This window comes from Glycomyces sambucus, assembly GCF_900102815.1.
GTDB classification, from domain to species: Bacteria; Actinomycetota; Actinomycetes; order Mycobacteriales; family Micromonosporaceae; genus Glycomyces; species Glycomyces sambucus.
This window is the reverse complement of sequence record NZ_FNGF01000001.1, coordinates 230,220-244,576: the sequence shown is the minus strand read 5'-3', so window position 1 is coordinate 244,576 and position 14,357 is coordinate 230,220. Positions and strand designations below refer to the sequence as shown.

14 protein-coding genes are annotated in these 14,357 nt (G+C 73.2%); 4 read left to right on the top strand and 10 right to left on the bottom strand.

Features of this window, described 5'->3' with window-relative positions:
* Together BLS99_RS01140 and dacB are read right to left on the bottom strand one after the other, a co-directional pair.
* Nucleotides 1-741 (bottom strand): TetR/AcrR family transcriptional regulator, encoded by a 741-nt coding sequence (locus BLS99_RS01140; RefSeq protein ID WP_091042089.1) that lies wholly within the window; start codon nucleotides 739-741, stop codon nucleotides 1-3.
* A gap of 223 nt (nucleotides 742-964) precedes the next feature.
* The gene (dacB, locus tag BLS99_RS01135; RefSeq protein ID WP_143034647.1) at nucleotides 965-2,314 is read right to left on the bottom strand and encodes a D-alanyl-D-alanine carboxypeptidase/D-alanyl-D-alanine endopeptidase; all 1,350 of its coding nucleotides are present in this window, start codon (nucleotides 2,312-2,314) and stop codon (nucleotides 965-967) included.
* A gap of 205 nt (nucleotides 2,315-2,519) precedes the next feature.
* Here dacB and BLS99_RS01130 point away from each other — a divergent pair, with 205 nt between their 5' ends.
* Both BLS99_RS01130 and BLS99_RS01125 read left to right on the top strand, forming a co-directional pair.
* Nucleotides 2,520-3,110, top strand: coding sequence for a maleylpyruvate isomerase family mycothiol-dependent enzyme (locus BLS99_RS01130; protein WP_091042083.1), 591 nt, complete (start codon nucleotides 2,520-2,522; stop codon nucleotides 3,108-3,110).
* Entirely contained in the window at nucleotides 3,107-3,772 is a 666-nt protein-coding gene (locus BLS99_RS01125) for a GAP family protein (RefSeq protein ID WP_091042080.1), read from the top strand. Before BLS99_RS01130 ends, BLS99_RS01125 begins: the two co-directional genes overlap by 4 nt.
* 31 nt (nucleotides 3,773-3,803) lie before the next feature.
* Here BLS99_RS01125 and BLS99_RS01120 read toward each other — a convergent pair whose 3' ends face one another.
* The 5 genes from BLS99_RS01120 to BLS99_RS01100 form a co-directional block, all read right to left on the bottom strand.
* The gene (locus tag BLS99_RS01120; RefSeq protein WP_091042077.1) at nucleotides 3,804-4,265 is read right to left on the bottom strand and encodes a DUF5980 family protein; all 462 of its coding nucleotides are present in this window, start codon (nucleotides 4,263-4,265) and stop codon (nucleotides 3,804-3,806) included.
* Nucleotides 4,266-4,420: 155 nt separating this feature from the next.
* Nucleotides 4,421-5,161 (bottom strand): DUF899 family protein, encoded by a 741-nt coding sequence (locus tag BLS99_RS01115; protein ID WP_091042073.1) that lies wholly within the window; start codon nucleotides 5,159-5,161, stop codon nucleotides 4,421-4,423.
* 145 nt (nucleotides 5,162-5,306) lie between these two features.
* Nucleotides 5,307-6,536: a glycoside hydrolase family 99 protein gene (locus tag BLS99_RS01110; protein ID WP_091042068.1), complete on the bottom strand. Its 1,230-nt coding sequence runs from the start codon at nucleotides 6,534-6,536 to the stop codon at nucleotides 5,307-5,309.
* A gap of 140 nt (nucleotides 6,537-6,676) precedes the next feature.
* Nucleotides 6,677-10,900 (bottom strand): glycosyl hydrolase family 28-related protein, encoded by a 4,224-nt coding sequence (locus BLS99_RS01105; protein WP_143034645.1) that lies wholly within the window; start codon nucleotides 10,898-10,900, stop codon nucleotides 6,677-6,679.
* A gap of 460 nt (nucleotides 10,901-11,360) precedes the next feature.
* On the bottom strand, nucleotides 11,361-11,720 hold the full coding sequence (locus tag BLS99_RS01100) for a nuclear transport factor 2 family protein (protein WP_176953155.1): 360 nt from the start codon (nucleotides 11,718-11,720) through the stop codon (nucleotides 11,361-11,363).
* A 165-nt stretch (nucleotides 11,721-11,885) separates the two neighbouring features.
* Between BLS99_RS01100 and BLS99_RS01095 the strand changes: the two genes are divergently transcribed.
* Both BLS99_RS01095 and BLS99_RS01090 read left to right on the top strand, forming a co-directional pair.
* On the top strand, nucleotides 11,886-12,341 hold the full coding sequence (locus BLS99_RS01095) for a VOC family protein (protein ID WP_091042059.1): 456 nt from the start codon (nucleotides 11,886-11,888) through the stop codon (nucleotides 12,339-12,341).
* Between the two features lie 147 nt (nucleotides 12,342-12,488).
* Nucleotides 12,489-12,899 (top strand): hypothetical protein, encoded by a 411-nt coding sequence (locus tag BLS99_RS01090; RefSeq protein ID WP_091042056.1) that lies wholly within the window; start codon nucleotides 12,489-12,491, stop codon nucleotides 12,897-12,899.
* Nucleotides 12,900-12,942: 43 nt separating this feature from the next.
* Here BLS99_RS01090 and BLS99_RS01085 read toward each other — a convergent pair whose 3' ends face one another.
* From BLS99_RS01085 to BLS99_RS01075, 3 genes are all read right to left on the bottom strand, one after another.
* Entirely contained in the window at nucleotides 12,943-13,299 is a 357-nt protein-coding gene (locus BLS99_RS01085; protein ID WP_091042051.1) for a hypothetical protein, read from the bottom strand.
* A complete protein-coding gene (locus BLS99_RS01080; protein WP_143034644.1) occupies nucleotides 13,296-13,541 on the bottom strand; it encodes a hypothetical protein in 246 nt (81 codons plus the stop codon). Before BLS99_RS01080 ends, BLS99_RS01085 begins: the two co-directional genes overlap by 4 nt.
* A 115-nt stretch (nucleotides 13,542-13,656) precedes the next feature.
* Entirely contained in the window at nucleotides 13,657-14,280 is a 624-nt protein-coding gene (locus tag BLS99_RS01075) for a TetR/AcrR family transcriptional regulator (protein ID WP_176953154.1), read from the bottom strand.
* Between the last annotated feature and the right edge of the window lie 77 nt (nucleotides 14,281-14,357).

Here is a 14,357-nt window from a genome sequence, read left to right as displayed (position 1 = left end):
CTAGGAGCGGCGGCCGACATCTCCCGCCGGTGCAGCGCCAGCCGCGATGCCGAGCAGGGCGGCGACCTCCGCGATGCACGCCTCGTAGACCGGTTCGGGGTCGGTGTACGCGAAGGCGAGCTGGTCCAGCGCCTCCATCACGAGCAGGCCGTACAGCCGCGTCCAGCAGGTCAGGAACACCTGCACGGCCGCGGGCGGCAGCGAGGTGCCCTTCCGCTCGGTGTACGCGAGCACCTGCGCGCGCAGGCCGGGGTCGGCCTCGCGCAGGTCGGGCACGGGGAAGGGCCGCTCGGCCCACAGCGCCTCGGCCTCGCGCAGGAAGAGCTCGTCGAAGTGCTCGCCGGCGCGCTGCCGCTCGGACTCGGGGGCGCGGTTGGCCTCGGCGATCGGCGCGGCGAACAGCAGCCGGAACTCGACGGGGCGGCTGGTCGCCCACGCGCGCAGGCCCCTCGCCATGGCGGGCAGCCGTTCCGCGGGTGACGCGGGGCCGTCGTCGCGGGCCTGCTCGATCGCGGCGCCCAGCTCGGCGAACAGCTCGGCGATCACGGCGCCGACCAGCTCGTCGTGCCCGGCGTAGTACCGGTAGATCGCCGGGCCGCTCAGCCCCATGCGGCGCGCGACGGCGCTGACGCTCATCGCCTGCGGCCCGGCCTCGATGAGGAGGGCCCGCGCGGTCCGGCGGATCTCGTCCCGCGTCGCCTCGTGCTGGCGTCGCCGCCGGTCGCTGCCCGTCCGCTCCATCACTGCCTCCCACCCTCGACCCGATGATGATAGACCATCTAGTGTTCGTTACATGCTCTAACATGAGTGAGGGTATCTAACGGAAGGATCGGACCATGGTCAGCTCCAACTCCCGGCGCGCGGTCGTCGTGGGCGCCGGCATCGGCGGCCTCACCGCGGCGGTCGCCCTGCGGCGCACCGGATGACACGTCGAGGTCGTCGAACGGACGTCTGAGCCCGGCGGTCAGCAGCCGCAGGCGGCCACGGCCGTCGCGGTGGCGTCCAGGGCCTCCTCCAGGCGGTCCGTGCCGACGGTGTGGCCGTTGCTCATGATCGAGAAGACGAGCTGCCTGCCCTCGACCGTGGTCAGCGTCCCGGTCAGCGAGCTGACGCCGGTGAGCGTGCCGGTCTTCGCGCGGACCGTGCCCCACGCGTCGTCGGCGTCCTCGAACCGGTCGGTGAGCGTCCCCGAGTACCCGGCCACCGGCAGGGACTGGAACAGCGCCGAGGACGCCGAGCCCGCCGCGGCGACCAGGAGCTGCGTGAACGCCTGCGCGGTCATGCGGTCGGTCGGTGACAGGCCCGAGCCGTCGTGGAACACCAGCCCGGTGTTGTCGACGCCGAGCCCTTCGAGGGTCGCGAGGTGCACCGTCGCCATGGCCGCCCACGTCATCGCGCCCTCGACCCGCAGCGCGGTCTGGAGCGCCACCGCGTCGGTGAGCAGGTTGTCGGAGGTGAGCACGAACGAGTCGACCAGGGCCGCAACGGGAGCGGAGTACACCACGCCCAGTTCCGCCGCGCCCGCCTCGGCGGTGCCCTCGGCCACCGCGCCCGCGCCGACCAGGCCGGCGAACGCCTCGGCGGCCACCATGGCCGGGTCGGGGTGTCGCCCGGAGTACTTGACGGTGTTGTCGATGCGGCCGCCGTCGAGCATGATCGGCGCCATCGGCGCGGTCATCGCCACGAGGTCCCCGTTCGGCACGCCGTCGGCCTTCTCGTCGTCGCCGAAGACGCTGGTGTCCAGGTAGACCGTGGCCGGCGCGACCCCGCCGCGCGAGGCGAGCACCAGGTCCGCCAGCTCCCGCAGGCTCGCGCCGCGCGCCTGCGGGTCGTAGTAGCCCTCGCCGTCCACCGTCAGCGTCACGTCGCCGCCGGCCACGAGCACGACGCTGTCCTCGGTCGGGCCCGCGACCACCGTCGTCGGGATGCGGTACGCGGGGCCCAGGTGCTCCAGGGCCGCGACCGCGGTGACCACCTTCATCGATGAGGCCGGGGCGAGCGGGGTCGCGCCGCCCTGCTCGAACAGCACGTCGCCGGTGGCCAGGTCGACGAACGAGGCCGTGGTGGTGCCGTCGAACCGCTCGTCGGCCAGCGCCGCGGCCAGCACCGCCTGGAGGTCCGGCACGGGCGCGTCGGCGCCGGCCGCGGACAGCACCGGCGCGGGCGCGGCGGGCGGGTACGCCTCGGGGGCGGTGAAGGTGCCGGTCGGCGCGTCGGCGAGCGGGGCCAGCCGCCACCATGCCAGGGCGCCGAGGACGGCGACGACGGCCAGGACGGCGAGGACCGCGAGTGCGGTGCGCAGCGTTCGCTTCAAGGGCAGAGTTCGCTTCAAGAGAGGTCCGTCAGGGTCGGGCGGCGGTGTCCGATGATGCCGCCGCGCGTCCTATGGTCCCGCATCCGCGCGTCCGGTGCCCGCCGGTCGCCGCACATCGGCACGGCGCGATGCCTCCGGTGATCGCTTCGCGTCCGGAACGCCGTGGGAGTAGAGTCCGGCGGACGGCTTCGGAGAGGAACAGCGTATGGGCGCCAGGGAACTGCCGGTCGACGAGCGCGAGCGCCTGGAGCTGTGCGGGCTGCTCGCCGAGACCGGGCCGGACGCGCCGACGCTGTGCGAGGGCTGGACGACCCTCGACCTCGCCGCGCACCTCGTCCTGCGCGAGCACTTCTCGCGCTGGGACGACGAGCGGCTGGCGGGGGAGAAGGCCAAGGGCCTGCCCGCCCTCATCGGCCGCCTGCGCGCCGGGGCCCCGGCCGTGCCGTGGCGGATCCCCGGGCTCCGGACCCTCCTGAACGGCGCCGAGTTCCTGATCCACCACGAGGACGTGCGCCGCGCGAACGGCATGGAGCCCCGTACCGGCCGCCCCGACCTCGACGCGCTCGCCTGGAGGACGGTCCGCCTCTCCGGCTGGCAGGCCGCCCGCAAGATCCGGCCCCACGGCCTCGAACTGCGCGTCCCCGGCGGGCCGACGCGCCGCTTCGGCGCCGATGGCGGCGCTGTCCTCACCGGGCCCCCGGTCGAGCTGCTGCTCTACCTCAGCGGCCGCCGCGAAGCCGCGCGCGTCGAGGTCGCCGGCGACCCCGGCGCCGTCGCGGCCCTCGACGCCTCGTGACGGGCGGACTGCTGTGGGGTCTGACGGGCCTGGCGCTGCTCGACTCGGTCAACGCCGCGACGATCTGGATCGTCATCGTGATCCTGCTGGGCGCCAAGCGCCCCGCGCCGACCGGCTGGGCGTTCATGCTCGGTGCGGCCGTGTCGTTCCTGGCCTTCGCCCTGATGTTCTACTTCGGACTGTCCTTCGCGGAGTCGGCCCTCGACGGGTTCGCGCTGTGGCTGCGCCGCGGGCTGTTCGCCGCCCTCGCGGTCGCACTGGCCGTCATGGGCGTGCGCCGGCTCCGGCCCCGCGAACGCAGGGGCTACACGCTGCCGCAGTGGGTGAACGCCTGGAGCGCACTGCCGTTCGGCGTGCTCGCGACGATCGGCGACCTGCCCAACGCGTTCCCGATGGTCCTGGCGGTCGAACGGCTCCTCAACGCCGACGCGGCGGCACCGGCCGCGGTGCTCGTCCTCGTCGGCTACACCCTGGTCTACGCGCTGCCCGCGGTGCTCATCCTCGCCGCCGGCCTGGCGTTCAACGACGAACTGCGCGAGCAGCTCCAGTCGATGCTGAGCGGGCGCACCTCGGGCACCGCCGGTCCGAGTCCGAAGGCCGCGGCGGCCTGCTTCGCGGGCGCCGCCGCGAGCCTCGCCGTGCTGCTCCTGTGGGTCGGCTGAGCCTGCCGCCGCGGCCTTCGGGCTCCAGGGATCAGCAGCCCCACGCCTCCTGCGCCTTGATCAGGATCCGCATGGTCTGCGTCGAGGTGCCGTCGGTGACCGTGAGCTCGGCCGGGTACTCGCCGAAGGCCAGCGGGGGCAGTCTGACCCCGATCCACACCGTCCCGATGTAGCTGTCGCCGTTGTCGCCCGGCGGCACGGTCGTGGTCATGCTGGTCTCGGTGCCCGCGGGGAACCCGTCGACCTCCGCGGTGAGCGGCGTGCTCCAGGAGCCGGCGATGAAGCCGACGAAGTAGCTGGTCCAGGGCTCACCGGCGGGGATGCAGAGCCGCTGCTCGCCGCCGCCGAGGTCCCAGGTCGCCGCGGCCGGGGGCGGGGCGTGGCCGGGTGCCGCGGGCGCGGCCGGTGCGGCGGAGGTGCTGAGCGCCAGGCTCAGTGCGAGGCCCGCCGCCGCGGCGAGCGTGTACTTGAGGAAGCGCGAGACCGATCTCATCACGAGGGACCTCCGTGTCGCGGCACCGAACCGGCCTCCCCGTCAGGGCGGTGCCGGTCGCCCGCTGAGGCCCGTGCACATCACGCTACAAGACGGGCGATCCGGACGCAATTACTTGAAGTCTCAAATATTTTTCGACCGGTTCGGCCGGGTCCCTACTCGCTCACCCCGGGCCGCTTCCACTGCGGCGTCGGGCGGCTGTCGGCCCCGGTGGACGGCTTCCCGGCAGCGTCGGTGCGCCAGTACCAGAACGACTCCCGTCCCTCGGGCCAGCCCGCGGGCTTGTCCTCCCACTGCTCGCCGCGCCCGTACGGCGTGAGGTCGAGGAGGCCGAAGTTGGCGTTCGCGTACTCGTTGCCGCGCCCCGTGGTGCTGTAGGTGAGGAACGCCCGGTCGCCGTCGCGCAGGAAGACCGAGTGGGTCGACATCTCGCCGCCGATCGGCTCCTCCAGGCCCCGCACCGAGTACCACGGCTCGGTGTAGCCCATGAACGCCCGGAACGCGGCCACCTCGTCCCACTCGCCCGTGGTGACCACGGCGTAGGAGACGCCGCGCGCGTTGAGGTACACGGAGTCCGGGTGGTTCCACGCGACGTTGGTGCACCCGTCGCACTGGTCCCGGTGCGCCGCGCCGTCGGCCCACATGTGCTTGTAGACGATGAGCTCGTCGCGGCCCTGGAACAGGCTCAGGAACGGCACGGGCCCTTCGGGTCCGACCACCTCGGCGCCCGCGTCGCACTCGACCATCGGCAGCGCCCGCCGCGCCGCGGCGATGGCGTCCCCCTCGTGCGTGTGGGCCTTCTCCCGCACCAGCAGCGCCTCCCGGGCCGCCTCCCACGTCGCCCGGTCGACCACCGGGGGCCGCCCGGTGCCCGGATCGCTCGGTGTGCTCGTCATCGTGTCCCCTCCTCCGCTCCGCGCCGGACCGTCCCGGCGCCGGGTTCCAGCGGGGAGGGTTCCCTCCGCTCGGCGTCCCAATCGGGCCCGGCGCGGGACGCCCCGGTGAGCGGGCCGCACCGCGGGCGCGGCGCGGCCCGCCTGGTCAGCGCGTCGGCGTCGGACGCACCGAGGTCACCGGGCGCTCGCCGCGGAGCATCCGGCCGCCGTCGTTCGTCAGCCGCAGGTAGTAGTCCGAGGAGCAGGCCACGCCGTCCTCGTCGAGTGCGCGAATGCCCGATCCGGTGGGCACGTGCGCCGCCGACTCGGCGGTCTTGGCGATCTGGTTCCCCTCGTTGTACTCGTCGAACATCGAGATGTACGTGCTGGTCACGCCTGCGCGGGCGTGGTTGTAGAACTGGCGCCACATGAAGTCGCCGTGCACCCGCTGCCCCAGCTGGAGGTCGCCGGGCAGCGTGCACGGCTGGTAGTCGATCCCCAGCCGCGTGCACTCCGCGAGGTCGGGGACCGTGGCGCGGTTGTGGAAGTCGTCGGCCTGCGCGGCGGTGCCGATGCGCCCGACCAGCCACGGCGAGATCATGTCGAAGGACCGGTAGACCCCGGCGAAGCCCGGCCGCGAGTCGTCCACGCCGTCGCGCCACCAGGTGGGCACGCCGCCCATGACGTAGCAGCCCTGGCCCTTGAACCAGTCCACGACCTCCTGGCACTCCTGCGGGCTGAACGGCCGCTGCGCGTCGTTGAACCCGAAGCCCCAGATGCCCACCACCGGCTTCCCGTTTTGGCGCGCGTACGCGCCGGAAGCGGTGTGGGCCTTCATCTTCGCGGTCCAGTCCTGCGTGATCTGCTGCCGCATCTGGAGCCAGTCGCTCACGTCGTACATGATGTAGAACTTCGTCCCGGCCTGCTCCGCGGCGGCGCGCACGTGGCCCGTGATCGCGTCCCGGGTCGGTCCCTCGGCCCCGAACGGGTTGAACCGCTGGAGCGCGGCGGTGTGGATGCCGTGCTGCTTCATCCATCCCATGTGGACGTCGACGGTCTGCCGGTCGTGGGAGGAGAACAGGTGCGCGAGGCGCCCGTCCCCCAGCGGCGGGAAGTCGGTGCCGTAGGTCCGCGCGTATTCGCGGTGGTCGGGCCAGGACTTGATGGCCGAGTTGGTGATCGACGGCGCGCGGTCGGCCTGGCGGGCCCAGTGCCACCACAGGTCGATCGGCGCGCCGTCCCCGCGGCACGCGAACCAGCCCTGGTAGCCGGCCGTGACCTTGCCGACCACGTCGCCGGGCGGGCTCGCCGCCGCGGCCGTCGCGCCCGGGAGCACGGTGGCCGCCGCGGCGGCGGCCGCGGTGAGGCCGAGGAAGGAACGTCGGGAAATGCTCATCGTTGAGGTCCTCTCGTCGGGTGCGGCCGGCACGGCCCGCAGGCCGTGCGGCGCACTGTGTTGCCAAGGGGATCGGTCGTGCGAAGGGGATCGGTCCCCCGTGCGCGGCCGGACCGGGGCCCGGCCGCGCACGAGGAAGGTCAGCGGCAGTTCACCGCGTCGTAGTGCACGGTCACCACCCCGGTCGCGCCGTCGGCGCCGGTCACCGTCAGCTCGACCTCGCCCGCCGCGACCCGCGCCAGGCGCGTCGGGATCTGCCGGCGCGCGCTGTCACCGGGATCGACCTCGCCGAACCGGCGCTGCCCGAACGGCGTCGACGCCCGCACCGACAGCGGCTCGTCCCCGGCGTTGTAGAGCTGGACCACGAGGTGGGCCTTCCGGCCCGAGCAGCGGGTCACCGCCACCGCCTCCAGCAGCGTCTCGGGCGCGGGCGCGAACACCGCGACCAGCGCCGTGTCCCCTCCGAGCGCGAACGCGTACGCGGCGTCGGTCGAGACCGCCTCACCGGAACCGTTGCGCCACTCGGTGAACCGCGCGCCCGGGGCCGCCTCGGCGACCGCGGTGACGGCGCTCCCGGTCTCGTAGCGCCCCGGCGCGACCTCGTTCCCGTCGATCCGGACGGTCCCGTCGCCCTCGGGTGCCGCGGTCAGCGCCGCCGTCGCCATGTTGATCGCCATCGGGTTGACGATGACGACCGGGCCCCGGCTGGTGGTCCCGTTGTAGCGCATGAGGTTGACGACGGTGACCGCGCTGTCCTCATCGGCGTCCACGGTGTACCCGCCCGGCCCGAGGTTGTCGGTGCCGAGGTTGAACGCCGTCACCGTCGCGCCGTCGCCCGCCACGATCCCGTCGTGCGAGCCGTAGGCGAACGTGTTGCGCACCTCCAGGTCCTGCGACCCGACCGCCCGCACGAGCACTTCGCGCTGGCGGCTGACGCCGTCGATGACCTGCGCGAAGAGGTTCGACTCCTCGACCCAGCCCGGCAGCCCGTACGCGTTGCGGGTCATGACGTTGCCGTTGGACAGCACGCCGTCCACGACCCCGTCCGACGCCGCGCCGACGCGCACGCCCTCGGAGAGGAAGATGCCGAGCACCCGGCGCACCAGGAACCCGTCCGCGTCCTCGGTGAGGTCGACGGCGTTCCACGCGTTGTCGAGGCCGACGTTCACCACGTACACGCCCGGGGCGTCGCCCCGGACCGCGAACGGGTACGGCACAGCCCCTTCGGCGGGGTTGTTCTCCGGGAACAGGACCCGCAGGCCCCGCACGCCCGCGTCCTCGCCCGCGAGCGTCACGACGGCGGGGGCGTCGAGCGCCGCCTCCACCGACTCCTCGCCGGTGTCGTCCTGGCGCCCTTCGTAAGCGACGAGGACCGTGCCCGAGGACTCCACCAGCGACGTCCGGTTCGGCACCGCCGAGGCGCCGCGCAGCTCCACGCCCGCGGGGACCGAGAGGTGCCCGCGCACGGTGTACCAGCCCGCGGGCAGGTACACGACCCCGCCGCCGGCCTCGCCCGCGTCGTCGAGCGCCGCTTGGATGCCGGCGGTCGCGTCGAAGTCCGAGAACTCCTTCGGCGTGCGCGGCACGTCGTACGGCGAGGCGGTGACGTCGAAGAGGAGCCCGGCGGGCCGCGGCGCGATCCGCGTGTCGGTCAGCGCCGGCACCTCGTCCGGGCCTTCGAGCACGCGCACGGTGCCCTCGACCGCACCGTCCACTTCGGTGTCGGTGAGGTTGACGTACCCGTTGGAGGCGTTCCGCACCGCCGCCTCGGAGCCTTCGAGGACGCTCGACGCGAACGAGGAGCCCCAGCGCGCGTCGGAGTCCTCCACGAGGACCGCGATGTCGGTGTCGACGATCTCGGCGTCCACGAAGACGCCGGTGAACGACGCCCGCGGGCCCTTGACCGCCTTGATGCCCACCGCGTAGTCGGCGGCGTGCAGCCCCGTGAACTGGTCCCATTCGAGGTCGGCGAGCACGAACCCGGTGCCGTGCGCGCGGGTCCACGCGTCCAGGACCTCGCGGTCGGGCGCGCCGTACGCCTCGCCCGCCCCGGCCCAGTAGCCGTTGTCGAAGCGCACGTCCTCCCACACGCCCACATCGGCGCCGTTGAACCCGGCCGCGCCCTCGAACAGGACGGTGCCGGACACGTTGCGCACGTTCGCGAGTTCGTGGCCCTGCGCCCCGGGGCCCTCGCCCCGGTCGTTGCGGGTTGTGGAGATCCCGATGCCGCGGTAGGAGTTGAGAAGCGTGACGTCCTCGACCGTGCCGAGCATGTAGTTCTCGTTGCCGATCCACGCGAGGCCGGGGATCTCGACGGTCCACCCGTACGGCACCGGGTCGGCGGCGTCCTGCTCCGGGTAGTACGCGGTCAGGCCGACGACGCCGGCCGATCCGCCGACGCGCAGCAGCGCCGGGCCGTCCTCGCCGGAGGGCAGGTGCGCCTCCAGGACGGTCCCGAGCCCTTCGGGGGCGTCCGGGTCGCCGAGCGGCTGCTCGTCGAGGTCGCGGTGGTCGCCGCGGAGCGTGCAGTACGCGAACACCTCGAGGGTGTCGCTCACCCGGTAGGTCCCGGCCGGGGCCCACACGGTGCCGCCGCCCGCGTCGCGGCAGGTGGCCAGGGCCTCCTGGATCGCGGCGGTCGAATCGGCCGCGCCCGTGGGGTCGGCGCCGAAGTCGGTGACGTCGAGGTCGGCCACGACCACGTCGTCGCTCGGGAACACGGTCGCCACGATCCGCGACTCCAGGTCCACAGGGGTCACGTCCCTGACCTCGAAGGCCCTGAGCCCGTAGGCTCCCCGCTGCGAGGCGCGCTCGTCCAGTGCGAGCCGCACGTACCGGCCCGAGGTCTCCTCGAACCGCGTGCGGATCGGTCCGCCGCCGAGCGCGCCAGCGGTCGCCACGGTCCGGAACTCCTCGCCGTCGTCGGACACCTGGACGCGGTAGACGTGCGCGAAGTCCGCGCTCCAGTCGGCCACGACCTCGTCGACCACCGTCTCCGCGCCGAGGTCGACCTGGATCCAGGCCGTCTCCTCGTCGCGCCCGGACACCCACGTCGAACCGGTCCCGTCGGTGACGGCCCCCGGTTCGCCGGAACTGGTGGAACTCGCGGTCGCCGCCGCGCCGCGGGCGAGGTCGGTCGTGACCTCGGCCGCCAGGAACGACTCTAGGGCGTCTTGGAGCGCATCGATCGCGGCGTCGATCTCCGCTTCGGTCGCGTCGGCGTCGTCCAGGACGGCCTGCGCCGCCTCGATCGCCTCGCGCAGTGCGGCTCGCGACCCGGCGGGGTACTGGCCGTCGCGCTCGCCCTCGCGGGCGGCGTAGTGCGCGATGTCGGCCTGCTCCACCAGTTCGCGGAGCCCCACGGCCGGATCGATCTCGCGCGGCACCACCGTCACGGCGAGGCGGTCGATCCGCACGTCCTCAGTGGACCCCTCGACCGAGAGCCGGAAGTCGGACCCGTTGGAGCGGTTGGTGAGGATCGCGTCCTCCAGGAGCCAGGACCGCGAGCCCCAGGACCCGTCGCCGCCCAGCTCGTGCCGCGCCGATGGCTTGAACATGTCGGGGATGGTGCCGCCCGGCGAGTCGTACTGGAGGAACATCGAACCGCCGCCCTCCTGGACGGTGGCGTCGACGAGCACCCGGTCGTCGGTGTCGCGCGCGTAGGCGTCGGAGACGTTGGCGTACACGAAGTTCGTGCCCAGCGCGGTGCCGGTCTGCCAGTACCCGCGGTCGCCGTCGCTGCCGGTGGTGAGCCCGGCGGTGTCGTCGCCGGCGCGCACGGCGATGCCGTTCTCGGCCACGGTCGGGCCGAGGTCCACGCTCGTGCCCTGGACGACGACGCGCACCGACGCGACGGTCAGTTCCCCGCTCTCGCCCGCGAGCCCGACCTCGGGATCCGCTGCCGCATCGATTGTTCCCGCAGGCAGAGGGACCACGGTGGTGGTCCAGCCGTCGCCGTCCCCGTCTGCCTCGGCCGCCCCGGCGTCGAGGCCCGCGGCGCCGCTGGTCGCGACCAGGACCTCGCCCACGCGGTGGTCCACGACGAGGTAGCCGGGGGTCCCGGCGAGCCGGCCCAGGTACTCGTCGGCGACGTCCAGCGCCAGGAGCGCCGCTCCCGCGGCGGCGTCGGTGCGCCAGTACTCGCGCCCTGCCTCCTCGCCGGTGACCTGCGCGCCCGCGGTGGGCGCGGTGGCGACGGCGATCCCGTGGGTGCGGGGGACGGACGACAGGTCGGCGCCGACCCCGGTCGGGTAGCGGTCGACCTCGACCGCGGGCGCGGCGACGGCGGGAGGCGCGAGCCCCGTCACCGTCAACGCGAGGACCGCGGCGACGACCGCCCGGCCCGCTGTTGCTCTCGATCCCATCCTCAAAAACCTCTGTTCTCGGACTTCATCGTCCGGTGTCGCATCGGGAGTGGTGGTGATCGCCGCGGCGCCGGAGCGCGCGGCATCGGCGGTTCAGGCGTGCTTCGCCGCGTCCCAGGACAGGACGGGGGAGGGCTGTGAACCGGTGTGTGAAACGGCAACTGCCGCAGCGCTTGTGGAGGCGGCGCGCAGTGCGGGGGAGTAGGGGTGGACGGCGGGGTTCCTCATCTGAAACTCCTGTGGGGGTGTCCCTCGACCCGTTGGGGGACGGGCAAGGTGTGACAAACAAATTAACTCCATTGGTGTTACTAAGTCAAGGCCCAGGCGGTGCCAGTGGTTGAGCGCTAAATACCCCGCCTCGAAACCCGTTGAGGCCCAACGCCTCAGCTTGGCGAAGCGAGGAGATCCGGGGCAGGGCCGACCCCGAGGAGACGCGGTGAACGGCGCGTCGGGGTCTTGGTCAGGCCGGAGTCTTCTGGCTGAACGCGCACCGCCAGGTGTCGCCGCTGCGCACCCACAGGTCGGTGATCCACTCGTCGGTCGCGTACGGTTCGCCCTCCCAGGCGCCGGTACTGGTGCGCCGACAGGTCACCAAGACCGCGTCCCGCGTGACGACGGTGCGCTCGGGCCCGACGGCCTCCATGGTGTGGTGCGCGAGCCGCCCCGAGGAGATCCACTCGATGAGATCGGCCTTGGGCACCATGCCGTCGGGCCCGACGTACACCCAGTCGTCGGTGAAGTACTCCGCGATCAGCGAGGCGTCGTTCCCGAGCAGCACCCGCCCGAACTCCTCCGCCACGACCTCGACCTCGATCGACATACCGCCTCCAACGCACTCAGCAACCCCCCGAGTCTGACACCGCCCCCCGACACCCGATGCCGCCGAACCGGACTCGAAGCATTCGGCCATTTCCGGCTCATCGTAGGCAGGGGTCGGGATCGTCGAGCGACGGTGCTTGTCGGACCGGTCTGGGAGGCTCGGGGCATGGAGCTGACAGTGCAACTCGTGATCGACTGCGCCGACCCGCAGCGGATGGTGGCGTTCTGGGCCCCGGCCCTGAACTACGTCCCCGAGCCTCCGCCCGCCGGGCACGCCACGTGGCGCGCGTACTGGACGGCGATCGGCGTGCCCGCCGAGGAGCTGCCACCCGGGAGCGGGGACCTCCCCGAGTCGATCGTCGATCCCACCGAGCGCGGCCCGCGCGTCTGGTTCCAGCAGGTTCCCGAGCCGAAGACCGGCAAGAACCGCTGGCACTTCGACCTGAAGGTCGGCGGTGGACGCGACGTCCCCGTCGCCGTACGTGCCGAGCGCGTCGATGCCACCGTCCAGCGTCTCGTCGCCGCCGGTGCCACCCTCCTGCGGGTCAACGACCAGCCTGACACGGGCCACTACGCCGCCGCGCTCCTTGATCCCGAGGGAAACGAGTTCGACGTTGTTTGAGCGACCAAGTCTGCTTAGCTGACCGGCCGGCATCCGCAGCGTTGCCGACGCCTCCTCTGACCGCGTCCACCCGTCTCGTCCATGGGCGCGGTCGGCCCGAACGCTCCGCGGCCGAGCCGGCGCAGCCGCCGGTTACGCTCGGTGGCTATGAGCCGAGACGACACTCCCGCGCGCGGGAAGAGCCGGGACGAGCGCATCCAGGCCGCCTTCAAGGGCCTGTGGACCGCGCTCGCCCAGCTCGCCGTCGCCGCCCTGGTCGCGACCGCCCTCGTCCTCGTCGGCGCGGCCGTCTCGGGCTCCGGCGCCGACGAGTCCGACTGGGAGGGCTTCGAGTACGTCCTCGCCGCCTTCGCCCTCGGACCCCTCGCGGCGGCGATCGCCGGGCCCTTCATCGCGCGGAGGCTCCGCCTCGCCGCCTGGCCCGCGTTCTTCTGCCCGGTCCTCGTCGCGGTCGCCGTCGTCTTCTTCGGCGCGTCGGGCGGGCTCGTCCTGGGGAGCGTCGCGCTCGTGGCGTGCGCTGTCGCCATCGGCTACGCCGGGGGCCTGCGGCACCGGTGACAAGGCGCGACCCCAAGCCCCGGAAGTGAATCGGGGCGGACGGTCAGGCCGCGTCCACCAGACCCGGGAGTTCCGCCGCGAGCCCTGCGGGGTCGAGCGGGGTCCGCGTCGCCTCGCCGAACCGGTCCACGGCCACGGCGTCGAAGCGCTCGGGTTCCGCGCCCTTCGCGGGGTGGTGCTCGATCACCGCGCAGTGCGCGCCCCACGCCTTCTCGACAGCGTCCGCCACGTCGGCCGCGGCGTCGACGATCGACATGCCCTGGTCGTCGGCCGCTTCGGTGAGGACGCACCGGTGCGCGCGGGTCTCGGGGTCCTCCCAGAGCCGGGCCCGGCGGGTCGCGTACGCGCCGTCCGGGGTCTCGTAGACCAGCACGGTGTCCTCGATCGGGTTCCAGGTCATGACGGCCGCTCCTGTGCTCGCTGGTCGAGGATCCGGTTCAGGGCCGCGGCGCACAGCGCCTTGGCGTAGCCGAGGTCGTCCACGACGGGATCGAGCGCGGCCATGATCATGATGACGCGCTGCTCGGTGCCGGCGTCGGCGAGCTTCGGCTCCAGGCCGGCGATGACGTCGTCGAGTTCGCGGTTGGCCCGCGCGTGGGCGCGGTCCATGTGGGCTTGGAGGCCCGGTGGCAGTTCGGCCAAGGCGTCGTGTCCTCTCTCGATGCCGCAGGGGGCGAGCCTGATCATTCTGCGGCACGGCTCCCCGCCGGGCAAGTGCTTCCGCCGAGACCTCCCGCCATTGCGACCGCGCCGCCCGTCATGGCGTTCCCGCAAGGACCTCCCGCCCGCCGACCTCGTGCACCCACGCCCGCCACCGCTCCATCGGCCAGCCGCGCTCGACCACGAGCGGCAGGTACGTGGCGACGCTGAGCGTCGCGTACAGGAGGTCCGCGACCCGCGCGGGGTCGGCGTCCGGCCGCGCCCCGGGCAGCGGGAGCAGCCGTTCAGCGAGCGCGACGCTGAAGCGGTGGCGCTGGCCGTGGAGCTCCTTCAGCAGCTCGGCCACCTCGGGGTCGGCCGCGGCCGACTCGATGACCGCGAAGACCGGGGCCACCTGCTCGGTCGCCTGCGCGACGTGGAGGACCGTCTGGTCCCAGGCCGCCGCCGCGGTCGCCTCGCCCGCCAGCCCGAGCGCCCAGTCCCGTTCGAGGAGCGGCAGCGGCTCCCCGCCCGCGATCGCGCTGTCGTGGACGGCGGCGAGCACGCCGACCTTCGAGGCGTACGCCGAGTAGATCGTCTGGACCGCGACGCCCGCGGCGTCCGCGACGGCGCCGACCGTGGTCCCGGTGTACCCGTCCCGCAGGAACAGGGCGGTCGCGGCCTCGACGATCTGGGTGCGCGCGGCCTCGTTGCGCGGCCGTCCCCGGCGCTTGGCGGACATGGTGCTCCTCACTGTCGATTGCGCCCACGACATTATCAAGTTAAATTCCAGAATGACGTTCTTGTAATTATGTTCTG

Excerpts from the sequence above, each read along its gene's own strand:
- BLS99_RS01140 (WP_091042089.1), bottom strand. The coding sequence starts at position 741 with ATGGAGCGGACGGGCAGCGACCGGCGGCGACGCCAGCACGAGGCGACG.
- BLS99_RS01130 (WP_091042083.1), top strand. The coding sequence starts at position 2,520 with ATGGGCGCCAGGGAACTGCCGGTCGACGAGCGCGAGCGCCTGGAGCTG.
- BLS99_RS01120 (WP_091042077.1), bottom strand. The coding sequence starts at position 4,265 with ATGAGATCGGTCTCGCGCTTCCTCAAGTACACGCTCGCCGCGGCGGCG.
- BLS99_RS01090 (WP_091042056.1), top strand. The coding sequence starts at position 12,489 with ATGAGCCGAGACGACACTCCCGCGCGCGGGAAGAGCCGGGACGAGCGC.
- BLS99_RS01095 (WP_091042059.1), top strand. The coding sequence starts at position 11,886 with ATGGAGCTGACAGTGCAACTCGTGATCGACTGCGCCGACCCGCAGCGG.
- BLS99_RS01100 (WP_176953155.1), bottom strand. The coding sequence starts at position 11,720 with ATGTCGATCGAGGTCGAGGTCGTGGCGGAGGAGTTCGGGCGGGTGCTG.
- BLS99_RS01110 (WP_091042068.1), bottom strand. The coding sequence starts at position 6,536 with ATGAGCATTTCCCGACGTTCCTTCCTCGGCCTCACCGCGGCCGCCGCC.
- BLS99_RS01085 (WP_091042051.1), bottom strand. The coding sequence starts at position 13,299 with ATGACCTGGAACCCGATCGAGGACACCGTGCTGGTCTACGAGACCCCG.
- BLS99_RS01105 (WP_143034645.1), bottom strand. The coding sequence starts at position 10,900 with ATGGGATCGAGAGCAACAGCGGGCCGGGCGGTCGTCGCCGCGGTCCTC.
- BLS99_RS01115 (WP_091042073.1), bottom strand. The coding sequence starts at position 5,161 with ATGACGAGCACACCGAGCGATCCGGGCACCGGGCGGCCCCCGGTGGTC.
- BLS99_RS01075 (WP_176953154.1), bottom strand. The coding sequence starts at position 14,280 with ATGTCCGCCAAGCGCCGGGGACGGCCGCGCAACGAGGCCGCGCGCACC.